The 26,997-nt window shown below is 43.8% G+C and carries 25 protein-coding genes; 19 read left to right on the forward strand and 6 right to left on the reverse strand.

The annotated features are described in order from the left end of the window. The first annotated feature begins 38 nt into the window (after nucleotides 1-38). The 6 genes from A9176_RS04305 (at nucleotide 39) to A9176_RS04330 (ending at nucleotide 5,280) form a co-directional block, all read left to right on the forward strand. A complete protein-coding gene (locus A9176_RS04305; RefSeq protein ID WP_077282211.1) occupies nucleotides 39-893 on the forward strand; it encodes a metal ABC transporter solute-binding protein, Zn/Mn family in 855 nt (284 codons plus the stop codon). Continuing rightward, nucleotides 893-1,615, forward strand: coding sequence for an ATP-binding cassette domain-containing protein (locus A9176_RS04310; protein ID WP_029509601.1), 723 nt, complete (start codon nucleotides 893-895; stop codon nucleotides 1,613-1,615). The genes A9176_RS04305 and A9176_RS04310 overlap by 1 nt, the downstream gene beginning before the upstream one ends. Next, entirely contained in the window at nucleotides 1,602-2,393 is a 792-nt protein-coding gene (locus A9176_RS04315) for a metal ABC transporter permease (protein WP_077282213.1), read from the forward strand. The genes A9176_RS04310 and A9176_RS04315 overlap by 14 nt, the downstream gene beginning before the upstream one ends. 95 nt (nucleotides 2,394-2,488) lie before the next feature. After that, complete coding sequence (purR, locus tag A9176_RS04320; protein ID WP_029509603.1) at nucleotides 2,489-3,322, forward strand: pur operon repressor; 834 nt, start codon at nucleotides 2,489-2,491, stop codon at nucleotides 3,320-3,322. Between the two features lie 6 nt (nucleotides 3,323-3,328). After that, nucleotides 3,329-4,702: a bifunctional UDP-N-acetylglucosamine diphosphorylase/glucosamine-1-phosphate N-acetyltransferase GlmU gene (glmU, locus tag A9176_RS04325; RefSeq protein WP_077282215.1), complete on the forward strand. Its 1,374-nt coding sequence runs from the start codon at nucleotides 3,329-3,331 to the stop codon at nucleotides 4,700-4,702. A 98-nt stretch (nucleotides 4,703-4,800) separates the two neighbouring features. Further along, nucleotides 4,801-5,280 carry a hypothetical protein gene (locus tag A9176_RS04330; protein ID WP_077282217.1) on the forward strand — a complete coding sequence of 160 codons (480 nt, stop codon included), beginning with the start codon at nucleotides 4,801-4,803 and terminating at the stop codon, nucleotides 5,278-5,280. On the opposite strand, the gene A9176_RS04335 is transcribed toward A9176_RS04330, so the two are convergent. Next, a complete protein-coding gene (locus tag A9176_RS04335; RefSeq protein WP_048700752.1) occupies nucleotides 5,277-5,537 on the reverse strand; it encodes a hypothetical protein in 261 nt (86 codons plus the stop codon). The two genes, A9176_RS04330 and A9176_RS04335, sit on opposite strands and share 4 nt — an antisense overlap. A gap of 374 nt (nucleotides 5,538-5,911) precedes the next feature. On the opposite strand from A9176_RS04335, the gene A9176_RS04340 reads away from it, so the two are divergent. The 3 genes from A9176_RS04340 to holA all read left to right on the forward strand — a co-directional run bounded on the left by A9176_RS04340 (nucleotide 5,912) and on the right by holA (nucleotide 9,810). Beyond that, the gene (locus A9176_RS04340) at nucleotides 5,912-6,556 is read left to right on the forward strand and encodes a helix-hairpin-helix domain-containing protein (RefSeq protein ID WP_077282219.1); all 645 of its coding nucleotides are present in this window, start codon (nucleotides 5,912-5,914) and stop codon (nucleotides 6,554-6,556) included. A gap of 181 nt (nucleotides 6,557-6,737) precedes the next feature. Next, nucleotides 6,738-8,849, forward strand: a complete 2,112-nt coding sequence (locus A9176_RS04345; RefSeq protein ID WP_242943196.1) for a DNA internalization-related competence protein ComEC/Rec2 — start codon at nucleotides 6,738-6,740, stop codon at nucleotides 8,847-8,849. Beyond that, on the forward strand, nucleotides 8,812-9,810 hold the full coding sequence (holA, locus tag A9176_RS04350; protein ID WP_077282221.1) for a DNA polymerase III subunit delta: 999 nt from the start codon (nucleotides 8,812-8,814) through the stop codon (nucleotides 9,808-9,810). Before A9176_RS04345 ends, holA begins: the two co-directional genes overlap by 38 nt. Nucleotides 9,811-9,850: 40 nt before the next feature. On the opposite strand, the gene rpsT is transcribed toward holA, so the two are convergent. Both rpsT and rpsO read right to left on the reverse strand, forming a co-directional pair. Further along, complete coding sequence (gene rpsT, locus A9176_RS04355; protein ID WP_010000129.1) at nucleotides 9,851-10,102, reverse strand: 30S ribosomal protein S20; 252 nt, start codon at nucleotides 10,100-10,102, stop codon at nucleotides 9,851-9,853. Between the two features lie 51 nt (nucleotides 10,103-10,153). Further along, nucleotides 10,154-10,423 (reverse strand): 30S ribosomal protein S15, encoded by a 270-nt coding sequence (rpsO, locus tag A9176_RS04360; protein WP_010000131.1) that lies wholly within the window; start codon nucleotides 10,421-10,423, stop codon nucleotides 10,154-10,156. Nucleotides 10,424-10,652: 229 nt separating this feature from the next. On the opposite strand from rpsO, the gene gatC reads away from it, so the two are divergent. From gatC to alsS, 9 genes are all read left to right on the forward strand, one after another. Continuing rightward, the gene (gene gatC, locus A9176_RS04365; protein ID WP_029509609.1) at nucleotides 10,653-10,961 is read left to right on the forward strand and encodes an Asp-tRNA(Asn)/Glu-tRNA(Gln) amidotransferase subunit GatC; all 309 of its coding nucleotides are present in this window, start codon (nucleotides 10,653-10,655) and stop codon (nucleotides 10,959-10,961) included. A 2-nt stretch (nucleotides 10,962-10,963) separates the two neighbouring features. After that, entirely contained in the window at nucleotides 10,964-12,436 is a 1,473-nt protein-coding gene (gatA, locus tag A9176_RS04370; protein WP_077282223.1) for an Asp-tRNA(Asn)/Glu-tRNA(Gln) amidotransferase subunit GatA, read from the forward strand. A gap of 53 nt (nucleotides 12,437-12,489) precedes the next feature. Further along, nucleotides 12,490-13,929 (forward strand): Asp-tRNA(Asn)/Glu-tRNA(Gln) amidotransferase subunit GatB, encoded by a 1,440-nt coding sequence (gatB, locus tag A9176_RS04375; RefSeq protein ID WP_029509611.1) that lies wholly within the window; start codon nucleotides 12,490-12,492, stop codon nucleotides 13,927-13,929. A 137-nt stretch (nucleotides 13,930-14,066) separates the two neighbouring features. Then, nucleotides 14,067-15,056 carry a diacylglycerol kinase family lipid kinase gene (locus tag A9176_RS04380; protein ID WP_077282225.1) on the forward strand — a complete coding sequence of 330 codons (990 nt, stop codon included), beginning with the start codon at nucleotides 14,067-14,069 and terminating at the stop codon, nucleotides 15,054-15,056. A gap of 53 nt (nucleotides 15,057-15,109) precedes the next feature. Then, nucleotides 15,110-16,504 (forward strand): 23S rRNA (uracil(1939)-C(5))-methyltransferase RlmD, encoded by a 1,395-nt coding sequence (gene rlmD, locus A9176_RS04385; RefSeq protein ID WP_077282227.1) that lies wholly within the window; start codon nucleotides 15,110-15,112, stop codon nucleotides 16,502-16,504. A 185-nt stretch (nucleotides 16,505-16,689) separates the two neighbouring features. Then, nucleotides 16,690-18,306 (forward strand): CTP synthase, encoded by a 1,617-nt coding sequence (locus A9176_RS04390; protein ID WP_077282229.1) that lies wholly within the window; start codon nucleotides 16,690-16,692, stop codon nucleotides 18,304-18,306. 74 nt (nucleotides 18,307-18,380) lie between these two features. Further along, the gene (gene uvrC / locus A9176_RS04395) at nucleotides 18,381-20,174 is read left to right on the forward strand and encodes an excinuclease ABC subunit UvrC (RefSeq protein ID WP_077283236.1); all 1,794 of its coding nucleotides are present in this window, start codon (nucleotides 18,381-18,383) and stop codon (nucleotides 20,172-20,174) included. A gap of 174 nt (nucleotides 20,175-20,348) precedes the next feature. Continuing rightward, complete coding sequence (gene obgE / locus A9176_RS04400; protein ID WP_077283238.1) at nucleotides 20,349-21,668, forward strand: GTPase ObgE; 1,320 nt, start codon at nucleotides 20,349-20,351, stop codon at nucleotides 21,666-21,668. Nucleotides 21,669-21,891: 223 nt separating this feature from the next. Beyond that, the gene (gene alsS, locus A9176_RS04405; RefSeq protein WP_029509616.1) at nucleotides 21,892-23,577 is read left to right on the forward strand and encodes an acetolactate synthase AlsS; all 1,686 of its coding nucleotides are present in this window, start codon (nucleotides 21,892-21,894) and stop codon (nucleotides 23,575-23,577) included. 206 nt (nucleotides 23,578-23,783) lie between these two features. On the opposite strand, the gene A9176_RS04410 is transcribed toward alsS, so the two are convergent. The 3 genes from A9176_RS04410 to A9176_RS04420 form a co-directional block, all read right to left on the reverse strand. Continuing rightward, nucleotides 23,784-24,284 (reverse strand): GNAT family N-acetyltransferase, encoded by a 501-nt coding sequence (locus A9176_RS04410; RefSeq protein WP_029509617.1) that lies wholly within the window; start codon nucleotides 24,282-24,284, stop codon nucleotides 23,784-23,786. A 31-nt stretch (nucleotides 24,285-24,315) separates the two neighbouring features. Then, the gene (locus tag A9176_RS04415) at nucleotides 24,316-25,284 is read right to left on the reverse strand and encodes a thymidylate synthase (protein ID WP_077282231.1); all 969 of its coding nucleotides are present in this window, start codon (nucleotides 25,282-25,284) and stop codon (nucleotides 24,316-24,318) included. A 298-nt stretch (nucleotides 25,285-25,582) separates the two neighbouring features. Beyond that, nucleotides 25,583-26,065, reverse strand: coding sequence for a deoxycytidylate deaminase (locus A9176_RS04420; protein WP_010000145.1), 483 nt, complete (start codon nucleotides 26,063-26,065; stop codon nucleotides 25,583-25,585). 73 nt (nucleotides 26,066-26,138) lie between these two features. Here A9176_RS04420 and A9176_RS04425 point away from each other — a divergent pair, with 73 nt between their 5' ends. After that, complete coding sequence (locus A9176_RS04425; protein WP_029509619.1) at nucleotides 26,139-26,990, forward strand: bifunctional 5,10-methylenetetrahydrofolate dehydrogenase/5,10-methenyltetrahydrofolate cyclohydrolase; 852 nt, start codon at nucleotides 26,139-26,141, stop codon at nucleotides 26,988-26,990. Nucleotides 26,991-26,997 lie beyond the last annotated feature (7 nt).

Genomic DNA, 26,997 nt, shown 5'->3' on the forward strand with positions numbered 1-26,997 from the left:
CGTATGGGCTTTTTTTGTAGTGATGAGAAAATATTACGATGAACAAACAAGCATTTTATGCCATTTTGACCTTATTACTGATTCCACTGGGGATCTGTTTAATTATTTTAAAAATGACGGTGCCGTCATCGGGACCCAAACATAGTCCAGTTCAGATTGTTACCGATCGAATTGCTTACCAACAGTTGGCTAAAGCCATTGTTGCAGATGATGGTCGCGTGACCGTTTTAGATGGTAAATTGACAACGTTGCAACAACAAAAACAATTTAAGGGTGCAGAGGTTGTCCTAACTGATAATCATGCTAGCCCACTACTCACCCAACGGCAGAAATTACATTTACGTTCTAAAATTTTAGTCGCCAGTGATAGTTTTCAAGGACCAGACGCTAACAATTACTGGTTGAGTCCCCAAGTTATTTTGCAAACCATTTCCCGCCTATCGGATCTTTTAAGTGATTTGGATCCACAAAATCGGGATTTTTATATTCGACAAAGTCAGCAGTTATTGGCACAAACACAACCGTTAGCCGATGGGATTGCGCGTTTACAGGCGGAAAAAAATGTTCAGTATTTAGCCACAAATCACGCGCAGCAGGTCTTTATGACCCAACTGGGTTATCAGCCAGTACAGCAAGATTTGGCATCTGCTACGACGGCTGATTTCGATACGTTAGCGAAAAAAATGCAGGACCATACCATTCGCTTTGTTTTGACCGCCAGTCAAGATCAATCTGAGCAAGATCAACGCGTCATGCAGCTAGCGACGCAATATCAAGTGCCGATCGTTACTTTTAATCAAGTTTTGCCAGCAGGCGAAAAAGTGTGGGATTGGCAACTCGATTTTGTGAACCAATTACAAGCAGTACTAAAACCAGTAGAGGGTGGAAAATAATGGGCATCATTGAAACAAAAGATTTTGGCGTGCGTTATGGTGAAAAAGTTATTTTTTCAGACGCAAATATCGACATTCCGGCCGGTCGTTTTTTTGCCATTTTGGGCGAAAATGGTGCGGGCAAGACCAGTTTTGTGAAAGCACTCATTGGTCAAAATGTCCAAACTGTTGGGCAATTATCACGACAAGTAAAGCGGATTGGTTTTGTCCCGCAGTTTCGAGATATTACCCGTGACTATCCTTTGCAAATTTCTGAATTCGTTGGTCTGACTTTTAACCGTGGTTGGCGTTTGTGGTGGAATACCAAAGAAAAACAAGCCATTCAGGCAGCGCTGTCGCGGATGGATTTGTTGGCAATTGCTGACCAACGATTGGGGTTGGTTTCAGGTGGCCAAAAGCAACGCGCTTTTGTGGCCCAAGCGTTAGTCCAACAACCTGATTTATTAATCCTTGATGAGTCAACAGCGAGTCTGGATCACGAACACAAGGTACAATTGCTTAAAACCGTGCAACAATTACAAAAAGAGCAGCAATTGACTATTCTATTTATTACGCATGAATTGAAGTTAATTTCACAGTTTGCTGATGGCTATCTGTTGTTTGAAAATGGCCGGGTGACGCAGGGCGATAAAGTAGCCTTGCAAGCCTTGACGAAGCAAATGACGCATATGCATGAAGCACACGTGCATGAAGAAAATGAGGTACATGATGTTCAATTATGATTTTATGCAAAATGCGTTTATGGCTGGCACAGTCGTTAGTATTGTTGCTGGAATCGTTGGCACGTTTGTCGTGGCACGAAATTATGCCTTTCTGACACATAGTTTAAGTGAAATTGCCTTTGCGGGTGCGGCCTTTGGTTTGTTTATTGGTTGGCCAGCGTTGTTAGGGATGATGGCTGCAACCAGTGTTTCATCATTAGCCATTGGGGCCTTGGAGTCCGGGTACACTAAGCGGGATAATGTCACTAGTGCCATATCGGCATTAGCCATTGGCTTGGGGATTCTCTTTTTAGCCTTAGGGCATACCAGTACAACGGCCGCGACAGGTATTTTATTTGGCTCAGTGCTAGGTATTAGTCGGCAAGATTTGTGGTTATTGCTGGCGTTGGCTGTTTTTGTCATCGTGGTCTTATTGTTTAATTACCGCGCCTTACGACAACTCGCTTTTGACGAAGCGGGCATGTTTTTGCAAACGCGTCGTCAAAAAGTAGTCCGTTATATTTTTCTGATTACGATTGCGCTGTCTGTCAGCATTTCATCACAACTCGTCGGGTCACTTTTGATTTTTGTTTTGGTCACGCTACCAGCTGCGAGTGCCAAGTATTATGTGACAACGACAGTACGCTTGATTGGGCTGGCGATTGTGTTTGCGTTGTTTGGCACTTGGTCAGGCTTGACGTTGGCGTATCTTACCAATTTGCCGACGAGCTTCTTTATTGCCATGATTGAGGTGATCATTTATTTGACCTCCGTGTGGCAATTCAAAAAGAATGCCTAAATACCGAACATTGGATCGCTTTTGATGTTATAATTATTGTTAAATATTAATAAAGGAGAATATGTGCTAAGTTTGTTTTAGCACAACGATATATTATGAAAACACGCCGCTCTGATCGACTGGTTGACATGGCACGTTACATGCTTGAACGCCCACGGACATTGATTTCTTTGTCTTATTTTGCCAAACGTTATGATTCAGCAAAATCTTCCATTTCTGAGGATCTTTCAATTATCAAGCGGACGTTCCAAGAACGGGGCACTGGCTTATTAGAAACTGTTCCTGGTGCAGCTGGTGGGGCACGCTTTGTCCCTTATATGACGGAAGAGGAAGCCAAGGAATTTATTGAACAAATTCGGCAAGATGTCGATGATGAAACGCGTGTTTTACCAGGTGGCTATGTCTATTTGTCTGATTTGTTGGGTCGGCCAGATATTTTAAGACAAGCCGGTCGTTTAATTGCAACGCAATACTTACGCGAAAATATTGATGCTGTCATGACTGCTGCCACTAAAGGGGTGCCGTTAGCTCAGGCGGTCGCTGAACAACTCAATGTACCGTTTGTGATTGTGCGTGATGATGCGAAAGTAACCGAAGGGCCAACTGTATCAGTTAACTATTTGACGGGTTCATCTAAGCGTGTTGAAAAGATGGAATTGTCACGACGTTCATTACGGACGGGTTCACGGGTGCTGATTGTGGATGACTTCATGAAGGCAGGCGGCACGATTCAAGGAATGCAGACGTTGGTCAGCGAGTTTGACGGGACTGTCGTTGGAACAGCGGTCTTTGCTGAAGGGCGTTCAGCCACACGGTTGTTGGATCGCTTCACCTCATTGTTGCATGTGGATACGAACCTGAAGAATGGGGCACCAATTTTGGTGACTGCTGGTAACTATTTAGAAGAAATATATAAACACGAGGCTTAATTTTTCATGAATGATGACGTAAATGTATTAGTTTTGGCAGCCGGTCACGGCTCACGGATGCGGTCAACCACACCGAAAGTATTGCATCGGGTAGCTGGAAAAGCGATGATTGACTGGGTCTTAGATGCAGTGGCACCGTTAACGCAAAGTAAGCCGATTACAGTAATTGGTGTGGGTGCAGAGAGTGTCCAGGCACATGTTGGTGATCGCAGTGATTTTGTCCTACAAACAGAACAACTTGGGACAGGACATGCGGTACAGCAAGCGCAAGCAAAGCTTGGTGATAACCATGGCGTGACCTTGATTATGTCAGGTGATACACCAATGTTTCGACCAGAAACGTTGGCTGAATTTGTTCAAACACACCAAAACTCTAAAAATGCTGTGACCGTACTTACCGCCATTGCTGATGATCCGACTGGCTATGGGCGTATTGTACGTGCAGATGACGACACGGTTTTAAAGATTGTTGAGCAAAAGGACGCTAGTGTCACAGAACGTCGTATTCAAGAAATTAATACGGGTGTTTATGTGTTTGATAATCAGTTGCTGTTTGAAGCGTTATCACAAGTAAAAAACAACAACGCGCAAGGTGAATATTACTTGCCGGATACGTTAGATATTTTGCGCCAATCTGGTCACCAAATCGGTGCACACACGTTGCGTGATTTCACAGAATCACTGGGTGTTAACGATCGTGTGGCCTTAGCTGTTGCCAATCGGGTGATGCATGAACGGATTAATCATCGCTTAATGGTGGCGGGTGTTGAGTTAATTGATCCTGCTAACACTTATATTGATGCTGACGTGACCATCGGGGCAGATACAATTGTTGAAGGTGGTGTGACGATTTTAGGGCACACGACGATTGGTCACAATAATGTGATTACTCAAGGTTCACGGATTGAAGATAGTCAAATTGGCGATGACAACGTGATTACAGCATCACATATTGAGTCAGCCGTTTTGGCAGATCGTACGACAATCGGACCTTATGCTCACCTACGACCAAAGGCTGAACTAGGTGATGCGGTTCACGTTGGTAACTTCGTGGAAGTTAAACAAGCCAAACTAGCGGCTAACACTAAAGCAGGTCACCTCACTTATATCGGGAATGCCGATGTTGGCGAATCAGTTAACATTGGTGCTGGTACCATTTTTGTGAATTATGATGGGGTGAATAAGTTTAACACCACAGTTGGTGATCGTGCCTTTATTGGGTCAAATACGAAGTTGGTGGCACCTGTGACAATTGCTGATGAAGCCATCACGGCTGCTGGCTCAACGATTACGGCGGATGTACCGACTCATGCTATGGGCATTGCCCGGTCGCGCCAAGTCAATAAAGCCGATTTCTGGGATCGCATGCCACATAAGTGAGCAGTGATCACACAAAAACGTCCTGGAGAATTGTGGTGACACAAGCCAGGACGTTTTTTATGTTAAGATATGAGTATTAAAATTCTGGGAGCAAAAATATGGAAATCACCGGTGAACGGGCATTAGAAAATATTACCGCATCACAAGCTTTCACTTTGGTCGTGGCACAGCCAGATCAGGACGATATTGCGTTAGATGCGCTATTTGAGGCGCTCGATACGCATATTGCTGATCCGAACTTTATCCATTTAGCCCTCACAATCAATGGTGGTATTGTAGCGGGTGGCACAACCTTAACGTTAGAAACGAATGTCATTAACTTGCCGCAACGTTATACGAATCAGCTCAAAAAATTAATCTGGCCAGAGAAACCAGATAACGATGTGAATCTTTATATGATTGTGGAAAATCCGCTGGTGAGCCAGTCACAGTTAAAAATTGCTTTGGCGAGTTCGGTGACAGCTTATCAAGATGATCCAGATAGTGTGAAAAGTAAAATTGCCCAATGGTTTACGGCGCAACTGCAAGTGATTGTTGAACAGCAAACTGTGGCCGATGCAGAAATTACTGAGGATTAAGCCTGGTAAGTAATGCGACCGGTAATTCGTATTAATTGCTGGTTTTCTGATCGGCAAGTGAAATCTAGCATATGTGGAGCACTCGTATTTTTGACACCATCAAAATGCCCTAAATCGTAGGTATCAATCACATATTGGGCCAGTGCGTGTTTGGTGTCGCCAGCAAAGTCGGGGACTAAAATATCTGACAAGCTGTGATGTGTTGGGTTTGCTTGTGTCATAATGATGTGCTTTTCAAGTTTCGTTAATTTAATCATAAGGGTATTATAACAGGTTATTTGTGTCGAAAATTTTCAATTTTTTTGAAAAAGTGTTGATATTATGTTGATACTCTGGTATGATAATTATATGCGATGAGTCGAAGCGCTTGAAAAATTAGCGCCGAAGGCGGCCTGCTGTGTTAAATCACAAATCTCGGATAGATGCAGGTGTTAATGGTGGTTGTGGAACCCCATTTTCTCACCATGACTAACAGTGCTTGCACTGAGGTGACGCGACTTTGCTATTGGTGTCACCACCAGTAGTCGCCCGTAAGAGCGAATCTTACATGCCAAACTAACACCTAACTTCGGTTAGGTGTTTTTTAGTGCTCTCAAATGATACATCGTATGATGTATCAGGGGGGCGTGGTATGTTAGAACAATTTGAACAAGTGAAGGTTATTTTAAGTCGTGGAAAACGCTGGTTACTACTTATCTTGATCATTGTGGGTAGCCTACTGTTGTTTTTTGCCAGCCAGTTGCCAGTTGGCCATGATTCAGCAGGCAAGACAATGCCAAGTCATGTATCAAACCATGCGGCTGATCAGAAACAAGTTGATCAAAAACAAGGTAACCGTGCTGAACATACTGAGACCAAAGTATTAATTGATATTAAAGGTGCGGTAAAACAGCCAGGTGTTTATGATGTCAGTCAACAACCACGACTACAAGCGGCAGTAGCTAAAGCTGGTGGTTTGACTGATCAAGCAGAAATATTAACGATCAATCTGGCCCAAAAATTAACCGATGGTCAAATGGTTTATATTCCCACAAAAGGGGAACATTTAAGTGAACAAGCGCCATCAGCATCGCAAGCGCAAAAAGATAAGGTTAATTTAAATACGGCCACGGTGGCTGAACTTCAAACGTTAGAAGGTATTGGTGAAAAGAAAGCCGAACAAATTATTGCTTATCGTGAAGCAAATGGTGGTTTTAAACAAATTTCAGACTTAAAGGCTGTTTCTGGGATTGGCGAAAAACGGTTTGAAGCGTTAAAGGACAGTTTAACCGTCTGATGAGAAACCGTGATTTTCTAATTGTTAGTCTCAATATTGCAGCGATAAGTGGCTGCGTTTATCGCTTTAGTGCGGTGACAATGACGTTGTGGCTGTTAGCGATGTTTATATTCTGGCGCCGTGTCAGTGTGTACCGCCTTGGGTTATTTATCGGTATTGGGTTACCTTTTTGTGTTATTTCATGTGGGATGCGCAGATGTTAAGCCAGCAAGCCAACAAAGAGACGTCAGCCATGACACACGTTTCTGGTCGGATTTTACCAGATGACATAACGGTTAATGGGGCAACGGTACGTGGGCAATGTCAACTTGATGACAGTGGCGAAACCGTTATTTTTTTCTATCAGGTCAAATCTGAGCAAGCAAAACAGCGCTGGCTAACTATTCGACAACCGGTTCATCTGACTGGTCAAGGCTCGATGAAACGTTTGCTGCCCGCAACCAATTTTAATCAATTTGATGCGCAAGACTTTTATGCTACGCAGCACATTACGCATCAAATCACATTATCACAGTGTACTGTAACCCAGTCCACAGCCCGATCAATCTGGCAAAAGTTGGCAGATCAACTGCACGGCTGGCACGCGCAAGGGATTGCTTCGGCGCAACGCTTACCCCAGCCATTAGGTGAATATGCCCAGGCGTTGATTATGGGCACAGCATCGCGAACGCTTTATGAGCGCAATCCTGGTGTACAAACATTGGGGTTGATTCATCTCTTTAGTGTATCTGGCTTTCAAGTGACGTATCTTTTGGCCCTATTAGTGATCGTGTTGCGTCGTTTATGGTGCCCACAAGAGTTAACAGCGGTATTTGGAGCCGGTGTGTTATTGGCATACTTTGTTTTTGCGGGCGCACCAGGCATATTGATGCGTGCTGTGATTGCGGGATTTTTTAGTTTGAGTCGCTTATTTGGGTACCGTGCCTTAGCACAACCGGTTGTCTGGTCGATGAGTTTACTTGGGAGTCTCCTTTACCAACCGGCAATTTTATTGACTTTGGGCGGGCAACTTTCTTTTGCGTTGACCTTTTGTCTCTTATTTACCCGACAGTTAACTTTTTGGCAAACGAATTTATGGCTCAGTATGGTCAGTTTTGTGTTAATCACGCCAGAGCAATATACCTGGCATCTCCTGCAAACATTGGCTAATTGGGCCGCTATTCCGCTTTTTAGTCTTGTGATTGTGCCGTGTGTCTTGATTGGCTGGTTAGGGCAACCTTTAGTTGAGGTCGTGAGGTGTATGAACAGCGTGATTGCGTTTTTTGCACGGACGTTAGACGGTTTAGCGCAGTTACCTGGACAACTCATTATTGGGAAACTACCGTGGTGGCTGATTATCTGTCTCTTGATATTGGCTGTTGTGAGTTTTGTGACCCATAAAAAAATAGCCTATGTCGTGCGCTGGGCGTGGGCTATTTTACTGGTGATGGGCATCATGAGTATGAAGTATCCGCTGCGTGGTGAATTTACAACATTTGATATTGGGCAAGGGGATGCCGCGTTACTTCGGACACCTGGTAATCGGGTGGTGACATTAATTGATACGGGCGGTGCGCCACAATTTGGGCAACAACAACCGTGGCAACAAGTGTCGGGGCAACGATCAGCTGGTGAAACAGTCATTGTCAACTATCTTCATAGTTTAAGTATTGGGCGAGTGGATTATTTGGTCTTGACTCATCATGATTTAGATCATATTGGTTACGCCAAAGTGATCTTACAAAAAATGGTGGTCAAATACGTGGTCGTACCAGCTGGTATGGCACAACAAACTGCTTTTCAACAAGAGATTCAACCATTTCTAGGGCGTGCTAAAGTTGTTGAAGTTACCGCTGGCACATCATTACCCCATTTTCCAGGTCAAATTTTACATCCATTTCACAGTGGTCATGCTGAAAATGACGATAGTATTGCGATATGGAGTCGGATTGGTGGTCAAAATATTTTGACGGCTGGTGATCTTGGTCAAGCTGGCGAGGCCGAACTTGTCGCACGGTACCCCGATATGCGGGTTGATATGCTAAAGTTAGGCCATCATGGCTCAAAAACGGCGACCAATCCAATGGCTATTAACCACTGGCAGCCTAAAATTGCTTTGATTTCTGCTGGACGAGAAAATCGTTATCATCACCCGCATTTAGAAACATTAAAAACCATTCAAGAAAACGGGCTAACGATTTATAACACGCAAACAAATGGTATGATTAGATACAGTTATGTCGGAGAAAAAGGGCGTTTCGAGGTTAAATTTCCAAATGAATCTGCAACAATTACAACAACAAATACAAAATGATGCCTTAGCCAATTTTTATGTTGTCATCGGTGACGAACCGGCATTAAGTCAACGTGCCCATAGTGCGTTTAAAGCGCTCATTCAGCCAGAAGATGTCGAGATGAATTATAGTCAATTTGATTTGGCTGTTCAGGGTGTAGATGAGCTGCTTAATGACGCAATGTCGATGCCGTTTTTCGGTAATCGACGGGTGATTATTGTTCAAAATCCGGAATTTTTAACGGCCAAAGGGAAAATTTCAGATCACGACCAAAAAGGTTTACTACAGCTATTAGCACAGCCGGTGACTGAAAATATTGTGGTCTTTTTGATTAATGATTTAAAAATAGATAAACGCAAAAAAGTGACCAAAGCCATTTTACAAGCCGCAGAAACGGTTGATGTGCCTGCTTTGAATGAACAGCAAGCCCGGCAAGCGATCACCCAACAATTACAACAGCGTGCTTATCAAATTGATGCGGACGCGATGCAGGAACTTTTAGTTCGGACGAATGCCCAGTATTCAGCAATGCAAAATGAGCTACCTAAGTTGGTCGCTTATGCCACCCAGCATAAGCACATTTCTTTAGAAGCCGTCTTAGCACTGGTGCCCAAAACATTAACAGCGACGGTGTTTGATTTAGTTGATGCTGTGATGACACAACGTGTTAAACAGGCGTTGACAATTTATCGTGCCTTATTGCAGAATGGTGAGCCAGCGCTGCGGATTAATGCTGTCTTGACAGGACAATTTAGATTGTTATTACAGATTGCGGGGATGACGGGGACAGATCAAGATATTGGTAAGGCTCTAGGTGTGCATCCTTATCGTGTCAAACTGGCTAAAGGCATGCTCAAAAAATATGCGTTGCCGGCATTACGCGCTGGTTATCTGGGAATGGTGGCGATTGAAATTAAATTAAAATCAACCACACAAGATCCGGAAATGTTATTTGAACGATTTATCTTAAAAACAGCATAAAAAAACACCTTGGAAATTTTCCAAGGTGTTTTTTTATTGATTACTTGACGTACTTTGCCAAACGTGACTTTTCACGTGAAGCCTTGTTCTTCTTGATCAAACCCTTTGAGTAGGCGTGGTCAATTGCAGAAGAAGCAGTCTTGTATAATTCTGCCAAATTGTCTTGACCGGCAGCAGCAGCTTTTTCAAAACGCTTAACAGCTGTACGGTAAGCACTGATTTGTGGTTCGTTACGATCGTGTTGCTTTTTCGTAAGACGAACACGTTGAATTGCTGATTCAATAACAGGCATATGTCTTTTCTCCTTAAATTTGATACGAGGTTTTCATGTAATCTAAAAAGATTAACGACGCAAACCTAAGCGTTGGATCAATTCACGATAACGTTGAATATCAGTGTTGCGGAGGTAACGTAGTAAGTTACGACGGCGACCGATCTTCTTCATCAAACCACGTTGTGAGTGGAAATCATGCTTGTGAGCTGCCATGTGTGCATTCAACTCGTTAATATCAGCAGTCAAAACTGCGATTTGTACTTCAGCTGAACCTGTATCGCCTTCGTGACGAGCATATTCTTTGATGATTTCGTTCTTACGTTCTTGTGTAAGGGCCATAATCATATCCACCTTTCTAAAATGTCGCCAATAACTGTGTAAAACGACGGTGAGACGTTAAACAAAGTGATTGGTCATGTTGTTTATACAACAAATTTAATTATACGCCTATATTATTAAAATGCAAGCGTAGGGAAAGCGTGAGTTATGGTAGAATAAATAAGTATATATGAAGTGTTGATTGTGCAGCGTAATGAAAAGCATGACGCATGTTTAAAGGAGTAAGTAAATGTCTGAAACAACGATTTCAAAAGAAGAAGTTGCTCACGTGGCTAATTTGGCTAAATTAGCATTTGATGATGCTGAATTAGAACAATTTACAACACAATTGGGAGATATCTTAAATATTTTTGACACACTGGGAGAAGTAGATACAACAGATGTTGAACCAACTTATTCAGTGACAGAAAATGTCAATCATTTGCGCCAAGATGTGGCTGATAATTGGCATCAAAAGCAAGCCTTGTTAGATAATGCACCAGAATCTGCAGCCGGTTTGATTAAGGTGCCCGCAATTTTGGATGGCGAAGGAGAATAATCATGACTTTTAACTTTTTTGATAATGACTTAACCACGTTACATGACAAATTGGTTAAGCAAGACGTGACAGCGGTCGAATTGGTGCAAGGGGCTTTGGATAATATTGCCAAAGTTGATGACAAACTTGAAGCCTTTATCATGACAAATCCGGAAGCAGCGTTAGCTCAAGCGCAAGTAGAGGATGATAAACAAGATTTCACGCAAACATTAGCTGGTATCCCATTTGCATTGAAGGATAACTTGGCAACGGAAGGTATTCAAACGACCAGTGCGTCACATATCTTAGAAGGGTTCAAGCCAGTTTATAACGCAACCGTTGTGGATAAGTTAAAGACTGTTGGGGCGGTCTCAGTTGGTAAGACCAACATGGACGAATTTGCCATGGGTGGCTCAACAGAAACGTCATACTATAAGACAACAACTAATGCATGGGACCAAACGAAAGTGCCAGGTGGTTCATCTGGTGGTTCAGCAGCTGCGGTTGCGGCTGGTTTGGTACCATTTGCTTTGGGATCAGATACTGGTGGATCAATCCGCCAACCAGCGGCGTTTAACGGGATTGTTGGCTTAAAGCCAACTTATGGTCGTGTATCACGTTGGGGCTTGTTTGCCATGGCGTCATCACTTGACCAAATCGGACCATTTACACGTACTGTGAAAGATAATGCGTTGGTCTTAAATGCCATCTCTGGTTTTGATGCGAAGGACTCAACGTCATCAGAACGTGAAGTACCGGATTTCACAGCGCAATTAACGGGTGATGTCAAGGGCCTGAAAATTGCCGTACCAAAGGAATACTTTGGTGACGGGATTGATCCAAAGGTTGCTAGCACCGTTAAAGCAGCGATTGCCCAACTTGAGGCACTCGGTGCAACAGTGGATGAAGTCAGCTTGCCACATACAAAGTATGGTGTTGCGGCTTACTATATCATCATGTCTTCTGAAGCCTCATCAAACTTGCAACGTTATGATGGTGTGCGTTATGGCTTCCGTGCCGATGACGTGAAAAACTTGGAAGAACTTTACATTAAGACACGTTCAGAAGGCTTCGGGGATGAAGTCAAGCGTCGAATCATGCTTGGAACATTCTCACTGTCAGCTGGTGCGTATGATGCGTTCTTTAAGAAGGCAGCGAAAATTCGGACATTGTTAATTGAAGACTTTAACAAGGTCTTTGCCGATTACGATGTGATTGTTGGGCCAACGGCACCAACAGTCGCTTATGGTTTGGGCGAAGAAGTGGATGATCCAACAGCGATGTATTTGGCGGACGTCTTGACTATTCCAGTGAACTTGGCTGGGCTACCTGGGATGTCTGTCAATGCTGGTTTTGTTGATGGCCTACCGGTTGGCTTGCAAATTATTGGCCGACCATTTGATGAAGCAACAGTTTACCAGACTGGTTATGCCTTTGAACAAGCGAGTCGTTTGTTTGAACAAAAGCCAGCAATTGCAAAGGACATACTAAGCTAAGCGGGAGGAATAACGTTCACCTGATTAGCAGAGCAGATGAACGGATGACAATTATGGGAACAGGAAATTTTGAAACAACGATTGGTCTTGAAGTCCACGTTGAAATGCAGACAAACTCAAAGCTGATGTCACCATCACCAGTGCACTATGGTGATGAACCCAATGAAAACACCAACGTGATTGACTTTGGTTATCCAGGTGTTTTGCCAGTGGCCAACAAAGGGGCATTAGAATTTGGGATGCGGGCGGCTTTGGCACTCCACGCGACAATTTCACCATTTATTCGTTGGGATCGTAAGAACTACTTTTATCCGGATAATCCAAAGGCCTATCAGACAACCCAATCACAAACACCTTTGGGCACGAATGGTTACTTGGATGTGAAACTTGAAGACGGCAGTGTTAAGCGTGTTCGTATCAAGGAATTACACGTCGAAGAAGATGCCGGTAAAAATACCCACGGTACGGATGGCTATTCTTATGTCGATTTGAATCGTCAAGGCACACCTTTGATTGAAATCGTGTCAGAAGCAGACATTGCATCACCTGAAGAAGCGTATGCCTATTTGGAACAACTCCGCCAAACAATTTTGTTTACGGGCATCTCTGAAGCCAAGATGCAAGAAGGACAGATGCGTGCCGATGTCAACATTTCATTGCGACCATATGGTTCTGATACTTATGGGACTAAAGTCGAAATGAAGAACATCAATTCATTCAACTACGTGCGTAATGCCTTATACTTTGAAGAAAAGCGTCAAGCAGAAGTGTTGCGTGCCGGTGGTGTGATTCAACAAGAAACCCGACGTTATAACGAACCAACTAAGTCAACAATCTTGATGCGTGTCAAGGAAGGGGCCGACGATTACCGTTACTTCCCAGAACCTGATTTGGCACCAGTGGTGATTGACCAAGCTTGGATTGACAAGGTGGCAGCTGAATTGCCAAAATCTGCGGCTGAACGGCAACATGATTATGTGACAAACTTGGGTATTGAACCTTATGATGCTGAAGTGTTGACGCAAACGTTGGCGATGGCCAATTTCTATGATGCGACAGTGGCAGCAGGCGCTGACGCTAAGCGTGCGGCGAACTACTTAATTGGTGATGTGAATGCCTACATGAACAAGCATCAAGTAGAATTGTCAGAAACGCAATTAACCCCAGAACATTTGGCAGGTATGATTCGCTTGATTGAAGATGGGACAATTTCAACGAAGCAAGCTAAGCAAGTGTTTGAAGCGATTATGGTTGGTGAAGAACCAGAAGCATTTGCCAAGAAGCATGGTTTGGTTCAAATTAGTGATCCAGCTGTCCTATTAGAATGGATTACAACTGTTTTGGATGCCAACCCACAGTCAATTGAGGACTTCAAGGGCGGTAAAGACCGCGCAACTGGCTTCTTGATTGGGCAACTGATGAAGATGTCTAAGGGGCAAGCAAATCCAACTGTCATGAATAAACTATTGTTGGAAGAGTTAGCCAAGCGTTAATTTCTAATAGTTAACTGGCGATGATGGTCGTCAGTCAGAACAGGCTTTTGCCTGTGTACATAAGTTTTTAAGAAAGGATTGTGTTAGCACGGCAACGTGTCACGTAACGTGTTCATAACACTTACGCACAAGCGAACATGAGAGCAAGAATTATCTACAACCCAACATCTGGGCGTGAGGCTATCAAACGTGAAATGTTGGATATTTTGCAAGTTTATGAATCAGCAGGGTATGAAACGTCAGCCTTTGCCACGACGCCAGAACCTATGTCAGCAGCCAAAGAAGCTAAGCGTGCGGCTGAAGCGGGGTTTGATTTAATTGTTGCGGCCGGTGGCGATGGGACGATTAATGAAGTGGTCAATGGTTTGGCGCCTTTAGAAAAGCGGCCGATGATGGCGGTGATTCCAGCGGGAACAACCAATGATTACGCCCGTGCGTTGAAGTTACCACGTGACGAACCTTTGGAAGCTGCGAAAGTGATTTTACAGCATGAAACCATTAAGATGGATATTGGGGAAATTGACCAAGCTGGTCAGACCAAATATTTCATGAATATTGCCGCTTTGGGCACAATTAGTGAAGTGACTTACGCGGTCCCATCATTGATGAAGTCCTTGTATGGTTACTTAGCCTATTTGGTAAAAGGGACAGAGCTTATTACCCGAATTAAGCCAGTTAATGCCCGCGTGACCTATGATGACGGTGAATATTCTGGTAAGATTTCAATGATTTTCTTAGCCCTAACCAATTCTGTTGGTGGGTTTGAATCGATTGTGCCGGATGCGAAGTTAGACGACGGTAAGTTCACGTTATTGATTATTAAAGAATCTAACTTGGGCCAAATTTTGCAAATGGTTGCCCAAATGTTAAATGGTGGCAAGCATGTGGATAATCCCCAAATGATTTATAAAAAGACCAATAAAGTTGAAATCACGCCATTAGATGATGATCAATTGAAGGTTAACCTGGATGGTGAATATGGCGGGGATGCGCCGATGTTATTCACAGATCTGCAACAACACATTGAGTTTGTGGCCAACCGTTCTGGCATGCCGGAAGCGGCCACTATTTCCGACAAAACAAAGCAACAGTTTATGGCGGACGTCGAAAAACTCGACGTTAAATAATGTGACATTAAAGTGCGTATCAAAAGGCGCAACAAGAAAGTGAGCGAAATGCTATGGCAAAAGCCAATCGGGTTTACCCCCAAAAAGCCCCTGTAACCAAGAACCAAGAAGTTGAAGGGGAAGTTGTTGACATTACTTATCAAGGCATGGGTGTGGTTAAAATTGATAACTTTCCCATCTTTGTTGTCGATGCAATTCCAGGAGAAATTGTGCGTCTGGGTATCACGAAAGTGCAAAAGAATTTTGCCTTTGGTCGTGTGATCAAGCGTCTGCAAGAATCACCAAATCGCGTGCAAAATGCCAATCAAATTGCGATTACAACGGGAATTGCCCCGTTGGCAAATTTGAAATATGAGGCACAACTTGAATTCAAGCAACGTCAAGTTGAACAATTATTTAAAAAAGTCAATATTGACGTTGATGTCAGCCCAACCATTGGGATGGCTGATCCGACCAAGTATCGTAACAAGGCCCAAGTCCCTGTGCAAGAAATCAATGGCCGCTTGGAAACTGGTTTTTATCGTCGTGGGTCACACAACTTAGTCCCTGTGGAAGACTTTTACATTCAAGATCCAAAGGTTGATGAAGCGGTGACGGTAACGCGGGATATCTTACGTGATCTTGGCTTATCAGCCTATGACGAAACAACTAAAAAAGGTGTTGTGCGCCATATTATGGTACGTCGCGGATACTATTCACACGAATTAATGGTCGTGATTGTGACCAACACCAAGCGTTTGCCACAAGCTGATGAAATTGCGACACGTTTGCAGGCAAAACTTCCTGAATTAAAGAGCTTTATCCACAACATTAACCATGATGATACCAATGTGATCATGGGACAATGGAATGAAACCATTTGGGGCGCTGATGATATCCACGACCAATTGATGGGCAAAGATTTTGTCATTGGACCGAACTCATTTTATCAAGTAAATCCACAAACAACTGCCACGTTGTACACGTTGGCAGCTGAAAAAGCTGGCTTGAAAAAAACGGATATTGCTGTCGATGCCTATTCTGGTATTGGGACGATTACGTTGTCAATTGCAGACAAGGTGAAGCATGTTTATGGTGTGGAAGTTGTTGAAAATGCAGTGGCCGATGCGGAACAAAATGCGCGCAACAACCAAATTGATAACGTGACTTTTGTCACGGCTGATGCCCCAGAACAAATGGTGGCTTGGGCAGCTGATGGCTTGAAGCCTAATGTTGTCTTTGTAGATCCACCACGTAAAGGGTTAACAGTGGAACTGATTTCTGCCGTAGCCGCTATGGCACCGGAAACGTTTGTCTATATTAGCTGCAACCCAGCGACTTTGGCGCGTGATGCCGTTCAAATTTTAGCTGAAGGGTTTGAGATTGATGGCCCAGTCCAACCATTGGATCAATTCCCACAAACCACCCATGTGGAAACCATCACAGTTTTCAAGCGTGTTAAAGCATAAGCAAATATGTTTTAAAAAAGTAGGTTAATGTTTGACAAATATAACCGAACTCTGTATTATATATTAGGGCTCCCATTTATTGGGACAGACGTTAAAAGCTCCCAAGTTCAACTTGGGGCTTTTCTATTTTATTTTTACCCCCTGAATCGTTGCAAGCGCCTAGCGCTATATCATGAGGAGGCATCATGGCAGATAAACAAGTAAAGTACATTTTCGTCACAGGTGGTGTTGTGTCATCTTTGGGGAAGGGTATTGTCGCGGCATCACTTGGCCGTTTATTGAAGAATCGTGGGTTGAAATTAGCGATTCAAAAGTTGGACCCATACATCAACATTGATCCAGGGACAATGTCACCTTACCAACACGGTGAAACCTTTGTGACGGGTGATGGTCTTGAAACTGATTTGGACATGGGGCACTATGAACGTTTCATGGATATTAACACGAACATGTATTCAAACGTGACGACAGGCCGTATTTATTCAGAAGTCTTGGCCAAGGAACGTCGCGGTGACTATAATGGTGGGACAGTGCAAGTCATTCCGCACATTACCGATGCCATTAAAGATAAGATGAAAAAAGCTGCGGAATCAACAGACGCTGATGTGGTGATTGTTGAAGTTGGTGGCACAGTTGGTGATATTGAAAGTTTGCCATTTATCGAAACTTTGCGTCAAATGAAGTCAGATCTTGGTAACGACAACGTCTTTTACATTCACACAAGCTTGATTGTTTACTTGACGGCGGCTGGTGAAGCCAAAACTAAGCCAACGCAACATTCTGTGGCACAGTTGCGTTCATTGGGTATTCAACCTGATATGATCGTCTTGCGTACTTCTGAACCACTAGAAGATAGCTTGAAGCAAAAGATTTCAACCTTTACGGATGTTAGTGCGAATGCGGTGATTGAATCACGTGACGTGGAATCATTGTATGACATTCCAATGAACTTACAAGCACAAGGCATGGATGACGTCGTTTTGGAAAAGTTGAAGATTGACGCGCCAAAGGCTGACATGACAGCTTGGACAGCGATGGTTGATCACATCAAGCACCCAAAGAAAACAGTCAACATTGCCTTAGTTGGTAAGTATACGGATTTGCCAGATGCGTATATTTCAGTTAATGAAGCCTTAAAGCATGCGGGTTACGCTCAAGATGCTGAAGTGAACATTAATCACATTAAGTCAGAAACTGTGACAGCTGAAAACGTGCAAGAATTGTTAGCTGATGCCGATGGCGTGATGGTACCTGGTGGCTTTGGTGCCCGTGGTACTGAAGGTAAAATTCAAGCGATTCGCTTTGCTCGTGAAACAAACACGCCGTTCTTGGGTGTTTGCTTGGGGATGCAGTTGGCTTCCGTTGAATTTGCACGTCACGTTCTAGGCTATGAAGATGCGAACTCAACCGAACTTAATCCAGAAACGCAAGCACCAATTATTGATTTGATGAAGGATCAAGAAAACGTGGAAAACCTTGGTGGCACATTGCGTTTGGGTCTTTACCCAGCGATGTTAAAGCAAGGCACATTAACAGCCAAGGCTTATGGCGATGTTGAAGAAGTTGAACAACGTCACCGTCACCGTTATGAATTTAACACAAAGTTCCGTGATGAATTTGAAAAGGCTGGTATGGTCTTTGCGGCAACGTCACCAGACAATCGTTTGATGGAAGTGATTGAATATCCAAAGAATGATTTCTTCGTTGCAGCACAGTACCATCCAGAATTCCTCTCACGTCCGGATCGTCCAGAAGGTTTGTACCATGACTTTATTGGTGCAGCCTTACAACATGAAGCATAATTAAAATGAGAAACACGCGAACGCGTGTTTTTATTTTCGACCAAAATGCTTGCGTGGCTTGGTATAATAAAACTATGTTAGCAAATCCATCACAACACATTGAACAAAAACTCGCGTTACTGCCAGCAGAACCTGGGTCATATCAAATGAAAGACCAGAGCGGCAAAATTATCTACGTGGGGAAGGCCAAAAACCTTAAAAACCGCGTTCGGTCTTACTTTAAGCAAGATCATACAGGTAAAACCGCTGAATTGGTCCAAAATATTGTGGATTTTGATTATATCGTGACGAATTCTGACAAAGAAGCCTTTTTGTTGGAAAATGAGTTAATCAAGAAATACAAGCCGTACTACAACATTCGATTGAAATATGGCACGGGCTATCCGTACATTAAAATTACTAAAGAACGTGATCCCAAAATGGCCATGGTTAACGAAGTTAAAAAAGACGGTGGGTTTTATTTTGGCCCCTATCCTAACGTGTTTGCAGCTCAAGAAACGTTGCGCTTTTTGGAAAAAAACTATCCCTTGCGCCGCTGTAACGGTTTTCAGGGCCGACCTTGCCTGTATTACAATATGGGGCAATGTTTGGGTGCTTGTTGGCATGAAGTACCAGAGGCTGAATACGCAGCCCAAGTTGACCAGATTAAGCGTTTTTTGGATGGGGATACGGCTACCGTTAAAAAGGTCATTGCTGAGAAAATGACAGCCGCAGCAGAGGCGTTAGCTTTTGAACAAGCAGCTGACTTACGCGATCAATTGAAATATATTGACGAAACGGTTGAAAGTCAACGGGTGCTGTCAAAAGATACCACGCCGCGTGATTTATTCAATTATCATCTGGATAAAGGTTGGATGACTGTTGAGGTCTTTTTCCTTCGGCAAGCCCGTCTCATTCGGCAATTTAAACAAACATTTTCGGTCATTGGTTCCGCTGATGAAGAAATGATGAATTTTATTCAACAATTTTATGCGCAGCGCAACATTCAAAAGCCAAACGAAGTCTTAGTACCAAAAGGGATTGATACCGCCGCATTGACTGAAGCATTGGGCGTCCCCGTGCGAATCCCGGTGCGGGGTGAAAAGCGTGATTTGCTGGATTTAGCGCAAAAAAATGCCCGCATTGCGCTAGAAGAAAAGTTCCGCTTGATGCAACTTAATGAAAAGAAAACCACGGGTGCCATGCGCGAGATTACCGATGCCTTGCATATTCCCATGGGCCATCGGATTGAAGCTTTTGACCACTCACATACCCAAGGGGTTGAAATTGTAAGTGCGATGGTGGTGTTTGAAGATGGCGTGCCGAATAAGGACCTCTACCGGAAGTATAAAATTAAGTCTGTTGATCATGCGGATGAATGGGCGGAAACGCAAGAAGTCATTCGTCGGCGCTATTCCCGTTTGTTAAAAGAAGGTGGCGAGATGCCTGATTTGATTTTAATGGATGGGGGCGAGATTCAGCTCAATGCCGCTAAAGAAGTACTGGTGGATGAATTGGGTCTCACGCACGTTCCAATTGCGGCCATGGTTAAAAATGATAAGCATAAGACTGCTGATCTCATTGATGGCCATACTGGAAAAGTGGTGACCTTTGACAAACAATCTGAAGGGTTCTTCTTAATTCAGCGGGTACAAGAAGAGGTGCACCGTTTTGCCGTCAGTTTCCATCGACAGTTACGCAGTAAAAACACGTTAGCGTCACGACTTGATAGGATTGATGGTGTCGGGCCTAAGACCCGACAAAAACTTTTGCGTGAATTTGGATCGCTACCAAAAATTGCCGCGGCTTCAATCGCCGACCTACAGGCTATTGGTATTAATGAAAAACTGGCACGAGTCATTCACCTCAGTTTGCAGTCAGGCGCTTGAGTCACGGCGTAATAGTCGCATGAAGTTGTTTTTTATGGTAAACTAGAGTATTAAAATATCGCAAGCTTACCTCGGTAAGCAGACAAGGAGAAGGGGGGCGCAGCGACACGCACGAATCAGGCTTTTGCAGCTGGACGATCGTGCGTGAGGCAACAAGTTGCGCGCAATCAAACTATGGCATTCGTAGATCAAGCAGAAATTGAAGTAAAAGCCGGTAAAGGGGGAGACGGTATTGTGTCTTTCCGTCACGAAAAGTTCGTCGCAATGGGCGGGCCTTTTGGTGGTGATGGTGGGCATGGTGGCTCAATCATTTTGAAAGTCGATGAAGGGTTACGTACGCTGATGGACTTCCGTTATAACCGACATTTTAAAGCACAACCAGGTGGTAATGGTGGCACAAAGGGGATGACAGGTGCGTCATCCGATGATCGCTATATTAAAGTGCCACAAGGCACAATCGTGAAAGACGCCGATACAGGTGAAGTTTTGGGCGATATGCTTGAAAACGGACAAGAACTGGTTGTTGCCAAGGGTGGTCGTGGTGGCCGTGGGAATATTCATTTTGCGACCCCAGCCAACCCCGCACCGGAATTATCAGAAAACGGTGAACCAGGTGAAATTCGGAATTTGAAGCTCGAATTAAGAGTTTTGGCAGATGTTGGGCTAGTTGGTTTCCCATCAGCGGGTAAGTCAACGTTGCTTTCTGTGGTGTCGAATGCAAAGCCAAAAGTGGCCGCATATCACTTTACGACGTTAGCCCCCAACATTGGGATGGTTCGTTTGCCAGATGAACGTGACTTTGTCATGGCGGACTTACCAGGATTGATTGAAGGTGCAGCTCAAGGTGTTGGGTTAGGTTTCCAATTCTTACGTCACGTTGAACGGACGAAGGTCATCTTGCACTTGGTTGACATGTCAGGAATTGAAGGCACAGATCCGTATACGCAATACCGTAAGATTCTTGACGAATTACAACAATATGATGAAACCATTTTGGCACGACCACACATTATTGTGCCAACTAAAATGGATATGCCGGATTCAGCCGACAATTTGGTGAAATTCCGGGAACAAGTAGCTGCTGATTCAGGCTTACCAACACAACCAAACATTATGCCAATCTCAGCTTTGACGCGTGATGGCGTCCAGGAGTTGATGCGTGTCACGGCCGATACTTTGGCGACTGCACCAGCACCAGAAAGCTATCGGCCAGTCGTTGAAGCCACACCGACTGAAAAGACGTATGAATTTAAGCCAGAAAAGCATGACTTTACAATTGAATGGGATGAAGATTCTGAGCAATGGGTTGTTGGTGGTGCTGAAGTTGAAAAGTTGTTCTTGATGACCAACATTCAGCGTGATGCCACGATTATGCGTTTTGGTCGCCAATTGCGTCACATGGGTGTCGATGATGCCTTACGTGCTGCTGGGGCCAAAGATGGGGATGATGTCCGCATCAATAACTCAGACTTTGTCTTTGAATTTAGTGATTAAACGTAAAAGTTATCCAATTCGGATAACTTTTTTATTTGGTCTAATTATGAGTTTGTGAAGGAAAGAACACTGATATAGCGATGAATTTCACAAAGTTTTTTTGACCATTACCAGCTAAAAAGTGCTATGATAGGCTTATTGAAAAAAATGGAGGAATGGGTAGTTAATGATCGGCTTGTCTTGCTTAAGTGTCGGTCAGCGCGTTAACAACCCTTGATATCAAATGTCAGATCAAAAGTACGGTGCAGATATTGTTGCAGATAGCTTGACGAACCATGGAATTGATTTGGTTTTCGGGATTCCCGGTGCCAAGATTGATCGTCTCTTTACGACGTTGGAACATCCAGCCCCTGGTCAAAAAGTGCCAAAATTAATTGTGACGCGTCACGAACAAAATGCGGTCTTTATGGCACAAGCTTTTGCGCGTATTACCGGTAAGCCAGGTGTCACAATTGTCACATCAGGTCCTGGTGTGGGTAACTTGGTGAGTGGTTTGATGACAGCAAGTGCTGAAAGCGACCCTGTAGTTGCGATTGGTGGTCAAGTACCACGTAAAGACTTGTATCGTTTGACGCACCAATCAACGAATTCAGTGGCACTGTTTGCCCCAATTACGAATTATAGTTCGGAAATTCAAGATCCAAATAACATTTCAGAAATTATTGCGAACGCTTTTGCGGCTGCTAATGGCGCTAAAAAAGGGGCAGCCTTTGTTTCATTGCCACAAGATGTGGATGATGCCCCCGTGTCAGTTGAAGCTTTGCCACCAATGCCTTATGCCAAGCAAGGGGCAGCAGCCTTAGCTGATTTGGATTGGTTAGCTGAACAAATCAAGCAAGCTAAGTTGCCAGTTTTGTTGGTTGGCGCGCGTGGTTCTGACGATGATACGGTTGCCGCTTTGCACAAGTTGTTGAAGCAAACGACACTGCCAGTCGTAGAAACATTCCAAGGTTCAGGCGTTATTTCTCGTGAATTGGAACCAGAAACATTCTTTGGCCGTATTGGCTTCTTCCGTAACCAAACAGGGGACAAGTTGTTGAAGCAATCTGACTTGGTCATCACGGTTGGTTATGATGCGATTGAATACGAACCACGTAACTGGAATAAAGAAAATGATTTGAACATTGTGGCGTTGGATACAACACCAGTCCAAATCGACAATAACTTTGTGCCAAAGCGTCAACTTGTGGGTGACTTGGGTCAAAGCTTAGACTTATTAACAGAACGTGTGGCTGGTTATGAATTACCTGTGGATAGTCGAGCCGTTTTGAAGACATTGAAGGCGGATTTGCGCGCGTCAGACGAACCAACTTACACGCCAGCGCAAGGTCATTTGAACCACCCATTAAACATCATCAAAGCGATTCAAGCGCATGTGACGGATGATATGACTGTGGCAACTGATATTGGCTCACACTACATCTGGATGGCGCGTCACTTCAAGTCATACGTTGCCCGTCACTTCTTGATTTCAAATGGTATGCAAACGCTTGGTGTTGGTTTGCCATGGGCAATGACAGCAGCGATGTTGCGTCCAAATGCCAAGGCAGTGTCGGTTTCTGGTGATGGTGGTTTCTTCTTCTCATCAATGGAATTAGAAACAGCTGTTCGTTTGAAGTTGAACACCGTGCATATTGTGTGGAATGACAACGCCCACTATGACATGGTCAAGTTCCAAGAAGAAATGAAGTATGACGGTCGCTCAGCCGGTGTTGATTTTGGGAACATCGACTTGGTGAAGTATGCTGAAAGTTTTGGCGCAAAGGGATTGCGTGTCAACACACCAGATGAATTGAATGCGGTACTTGATGAAGCCTTTGCATCTGAAGGCCCAGTAGTGGTGGACATCCCAGTTGACTACTCACATAACTTTGAATTAGGGTCACAAATGATTGATGCCCAAGGCTAAACGAATCGTATTTAGCGGGTTGACCATTTATTAAAAATTGATATAATAGTATTGTAAACGCTTTCAGTGTTTACGATTATTCAGTTCGCCGAGAAGTTCTGAATCTCAAACTTGTTTCCTGAGAAACAAGTTTTTTTTATTGGGATAGGCTACCGTAAAGATTGACAAAAAAAGACTGAACACCATATTGGTGTTCAGTCTTTTTGCTAATTAGTGGTAAATTCTGTTGCTAAAATACCCATCATCATACTGTCGTGATATTGACCTTCGGCAAAGAAGTGTTCGCGTAAAATACCTTCTTCTTTGAAACCAACCTTCTTGTAGATGTGGATGGCTGCGGCATTATCTACATCAACGTACAGATAGACCTTGTGCATGTTCAACACTTGGAAAGCATATTCAACGCCCGCCCGAATAGCTGCTTGCGCAAAGCCAAGGCCTTGATGGTCGGGGTGAATAATAATTTGAATTTCTGTATGTCGGTGTAACATGTCGATATACATTAACTCGACGACGCCGATAAATTGGTCGTCATCTTCCACAACAAACCGACGCTCAGTCTGATCTAGGATATGGCGTTCATAGAGCAGTTGCAGTTCTTCAAATGATGTATAAGCTTCTTGAAACCACAGCGCCATGACTTTTCGGGAATTTTCCTGTTGATAAATATAAGGTAAATCCCTTTTTTCCAACGGTCTAATTTTCATGATGAGGTCCTTTCAGTTGGTCGATAACGCCTTAAACAGCGACCGGTGCCTTAATTGGAGCTTCACTTTCATAATCAAGCACCTTAATGTCAGCCATGGTGTAATCAAAAATAGATTTAACATCCGGATTTAACCATAATTTTGGTAGGGGATGCATCGGGCGTGAGAGTTGTTCTGTGATTTGAGCCACGTGGTTGTTATAAATGTGCGTGTCACCGATTGTATGCACAAAGTCACCGACCTCGTAACCTGTTTGTGCGGCCATCATATGCAACAAAAGTGAATATGACGCAATGTTGAACGGCACACCCAAGAAGAAATCACCCGAACGTTGATACAACTGAAGGCTTAATTTGCCATCAGCGACATAGAATTGACTTAAGACGTGGCATGAAGGCAAGGGGGCTTGCGGCGTTGTATCAGCATTCCAGGCTGTCAAAATAAGGCGACGAGAGTCAGGCGTTGTTTTAATCTCTTCAACTAAGCGCGCAACTTGATCAACAGTCTCGGTACCAGCTGTCACACTGCTCGTTTCCCAACCACGCCAGAGCTTGCCATAGACGTCACCCACGTAACCAAATTTTTCCATGAAGGCATCGTCGTTTAAAATCTTGTCGACAAAAATCGCTTTTTGCGTTTGATAGACGGCTGCAAATTCAGGATCAGTTTCTGCGCGATGACCAAAGTTGGTCATATCAGGACCGGTATAATCGCTTGATTCTACCCAGTTTTTAAAGGCCCATTCGTCCCAAATATGGTTGTTATGTTGTAGTAGGAAACGAATGTTGTTATCACCGCGCAAAAACCAGAGTAGTTCGGATTTGATTAACCCAAAGAAAACTTTCTTGGTTGTGAGAAGGGGAAAGCCTTCTTGTAAGTCAAAGCGCATTTGCGTACCAAAGAGGGAGTGCGTACCCGTTCCAGTACGGTCGCCTTTGAGGTTACCTTCAGCTAATATTTTTTGTGCTAAATCAAGGTATTGCTGTTCATTTTTTGACATCGTATTGATCGCGTAACTGGCACGTTACGCGGTTCCTTTCTCAAAATCATCTATCTTAAATATTAACGAATTTTACCGTGGTTGGCAAGTTTGTTCGTATCTGAGAAAATCGTGATTCGCTTGATGTGACGGGCTTTTGGGCAAAGTTAAGTTGGCTATTTCGCTATTAAAACAGTGACTTGATGACTTAAGTTAGATTATGATAAGTATTTCGAGTATTCGTTTTCTAAACGGATAAATTATGCTAAAATAAAAATAGTTCGTTATTAACAAATAATTCAAGGTTTTTGATGTGAGATCATTCATGTGTGACGAAGCGCGATAAGTCAATTTGATTGGCTGTCTCTTGTGAAAAGGGCACTTGTTGCAACGGCACTTGCTTTTGTTGCAAGAGTTCTTCAGCAAAAGGATCGTTGCGATAGTTACGCATGTAGTTAATCTTTGACACGCCTGCTTGTAATAAGAGCTTCGTACAATGGACACAGGGGACATCGGTGACATAAACTGTCGCGTCAGCGACGCTAATACCCATTTGTGCGGCTTGCATCAGGGCATTTTGTTCCGCATGAACAGCGCGGATGCAATGCCCATCAACGATTAAGTCACCGACATCGGTACAGTGTGGGGTGCCAGCAACGGCCCCGTTATAACCACTGGCGATAATCCGGTTGTTTTTGACCAAGACGGCCCCGACATGCAAGCGGGTACAGGTTGAACGTGTTGATAAAATGGCGGCTTGGGCAATAAAATATTGATCCCAGCTAATCCGTTGATCTGACATAATAAACTCCAATGACTTAGTTTTGTTAAGAAAAATATAACATAAAAGTGCGGACAAACGAAGGAGCATTTTGATGACTGAAATACTTGATGGCGCAGCTGTGGCAAAGCTCACGAATGCCAAGACTGCTGAACGTGTGGCGAAGCTGGACAAGCCAGTAACACTTGCTGTAATTTATGACCCACAAAATGACGGGAGTCGTTTATACGTTGGCATGAAATCTAAAAAAGCAGCGGCATTGGGCATTCAAACAAAAGATATTCCAACTGACGCCAATGCAACCACGGAAAGTGTGTTGCAGTTGGTGGCTGAATTGAATGCGGATGATAACATTACGGGTATTTTAGTCCAAAGTCCTTTGGCTGAAGGTGTCAAAGAACGTGAAGTTTTCTCAGCGGTTGCTCCGCATAAAGACGCTGATGGTTTAGGTGCCACAGTACAAGGGATGCTCTTTGCAGACGCTTTGGCGGATTACACCGTTGCAGCGACGCCGCAAGGTGTGATGACATTGCTTAATCACTATGGTATTGAAACGTTTGGGAAGCAGGCAGTGGTCGTTGGCCGGTCACAACTTTTTGGCCGCCCAATGTTTGCTTTACTCAATAACGCGGATGCGACGGTGACATTAGCGCATCGTTATACACCAGCTGCTGACCTAAAAAGATATTTGAAAGATGCCGATATTGTTGTCGTCGGTGTTGGTAAGCCAAACTTTATTAACGGCGCCGATTTGAAACAAGGCGCTGTTGTCGTTGATGTCGGCATGAATTATGTTGACGGTAAAGCGGTTGGGGATGTTGACTTTGCGTCTGTTCAAGGTATTGCCAGCTACATTACCCCAGTGCCTGGTGGTGTTGGGCCAATGACGATTGCGACCCTATTAGAAAATACAGTCACACTTGCTGAACAGCAGCAAGCCAATTAAAAAGGAC

Source organism: Leuconostoc garlicum (genome assembly GCF_001998805.1).
Classification (GTDB): domain Bacteria; phylum Bacillota; class Bacilli; order Lactobacillales; family Lactobacillaceae; genus Leuconostoc; species Leuconostoc lactis.

What these genes read in the sequence shown, in the direction of transcription:
- A9176_RS04305 (WP_077282211.1), top strand. Translation starts at nt 39, where the DNA reads ATGAACAAACAAGCATTTTATGCCATTTTGACCTTATTACTGATTCCA.
- A9176_RS04310 (WP_029509601.1), top strand. Translation starts at nt 893, where the DNA reads ATGGGCATCATTGAAACAAAAGATTTTGGCGTGCGTTATGGTGAAAAA.
- A9176_RS04315 (WP_077282213.1), top strand. Translation starts at nt 1,602, where the DNA reads ATGTTCAATTATGATTTTATGCAAAATGCGTTTATGGCTGGCACAGTC.
- purR (WP_029509603.1), top strand. Translation starts at nt 2,489, where the DNA reads ATGAAAACACGCCGCTCTGATCGACTGGTTGACATGGCACGTTACATG.
- glmU (WP_077282215.1), top strand. Translation starts at nt 3,329, where the DNA reads ATGAATGATGACGTAAATGTATTAGTTTTGGCAGCCGGTCACGGCTCA.
- A9176_RS04330 (WP_077282217.1), top strand. Translation starts at nt 4,801, where the DNA reads ATGGAAATCACCGGTGAACGGGCATTAGAAAATATTACCGCATCACAA.
- A9176_RS04335 (WP_048700752.1), bottom strand. Translation starts at nt 5,537, where the DNA reads ATGATTAAATTAACGAAACTTGAAAAGCACATCATTATGACACAAGCA.
- A9176_RS04340 (WP_077282219.1), top strand. Translation starts at nt 5,912, where the DNA reads ATGTTAGAACAATTTGAACAAGTGAAGGTTATTTTAAGTCGTGGAAAA.
- A9176_RS04345 (WP_242943196.1), top strand. Translation starts at nt 6,738, where the DNA reads ATGTGGGATGCGCAGATGTTAAGCCAGCAAGCCAACAAAGAGACGTCA.
- holA (WP_077282221.1), top strand. Translation starts at nt 8,812, where the DNA reads ATGAATCTGCAACAATTACAACAACAAATACAAAATGATGCCTTAGCC.
- rpsT (WP_010000129.1), bottom strand. Translation starts at nt 10,102, where the DNA reads ATGCCTGTTATTGAATCAGCAATTCAACGTGTTCGTCTTACGAAAAAG.
- rpsO (WP_010000131.1), bottom strand. Translation starts at nt 10,423, where the DNA reads ATGGCCCTTACACAAGAACGTAAGAACGAAATCATCAAAGAATATGCT.
- gatC (WP_029509609.1), top strand. Translation starts at nt 10,653, where the DNA reads ATGTCTGAAACAACGATTTCAAAAGAAGAAGTTGCTCACGTGGCTAAT.
- gatA (WP_077282223.1), top strand. Translation starts at nt 10,964, where the DNA reads ATGACTTTTAACTTTTTTGATAATGACTTAACCACGTTACATGACAAA.
- gatB (WP_029509611.1), top strand. Translation starts at nt 12,490, where the DNA reads ATGGGAACAGGAAATTTTGAAACAACGATTGGTCTTGAAGTCCACGTT.
- A9176_RS04380 (WP_077282225.1), top strand. Translation starts at nt 14,067, where the DNA reads ATGAGAGCAAGAATTATCTACAACCCAACATCTGGGCGTGAGGCTATC.
- rlmD (WP_077282227.1), top strand. Translation starts at nt 15,110, where the DNA reads ATGGCAAAAGCCAATCGGGTTTACCCCCAAAAAGCCCCTGTAACCAAG.
- A9176_RS04390 (WP_077282229.1), top strand. Translation starts at nt 16,690, where the DNA reads ATGGCAGATAAACAAGTAAAGTACATTTTCGTCACAGGTGGTGTTGTG.
- uvrC (WP_077283236.1), top strand. Translation starts at nt 18,381, where the DNA reads ATGTTAGCAAATCCATCACAACACATTGAACAAAAACTCGCGTTACTG.
- obgE (WP_077283238.1), top strand. Translation starts at nt 20,349, where the DNA reads ATGGCATTCGTAGATCAAGCAGAAATTGAAGTAAAAGCCGGTAAAGGG.
- alsS (WP_029509616.1), top strand. Translation starts at nt 21,892, where the DNA reads ATGTCAGATCAAAAGTACGGTGCAGATATTGTTGCAGATAGCTTGACG.
- A9176_RS04410 (WP_029509617.1), bottom strand. Translation starts at nt 24,284, where the DNA reads ATGAAAATTAGACCGTTGGAAAAAAGGGATTTACCTTATATTTATCAA.
- A9176_RS04415 (WP_077282231.1), bottom strand. Translation starts at nt 25,284, where the DNA reads ATGTCAAAAAATGAACAGCAATACCTTGATTTAGCACAAAAAATATTA.
- A9176_RS04420 (WP_010000145.1), bottom strand. Translation starts at nt 26,065, where the DNA reads ATGTCAGATCAACGGATTAGCTGGGATCAATATTTTATTGCCCAAGCC.
- A9176_RS04425 (WP_029509619.1), top strand. Translation starts at nt 26,139, where the DNA reads ATGACTGAAATACTTGATGGCGCAGCTGTGGCAAAGCTCACGAATGCC.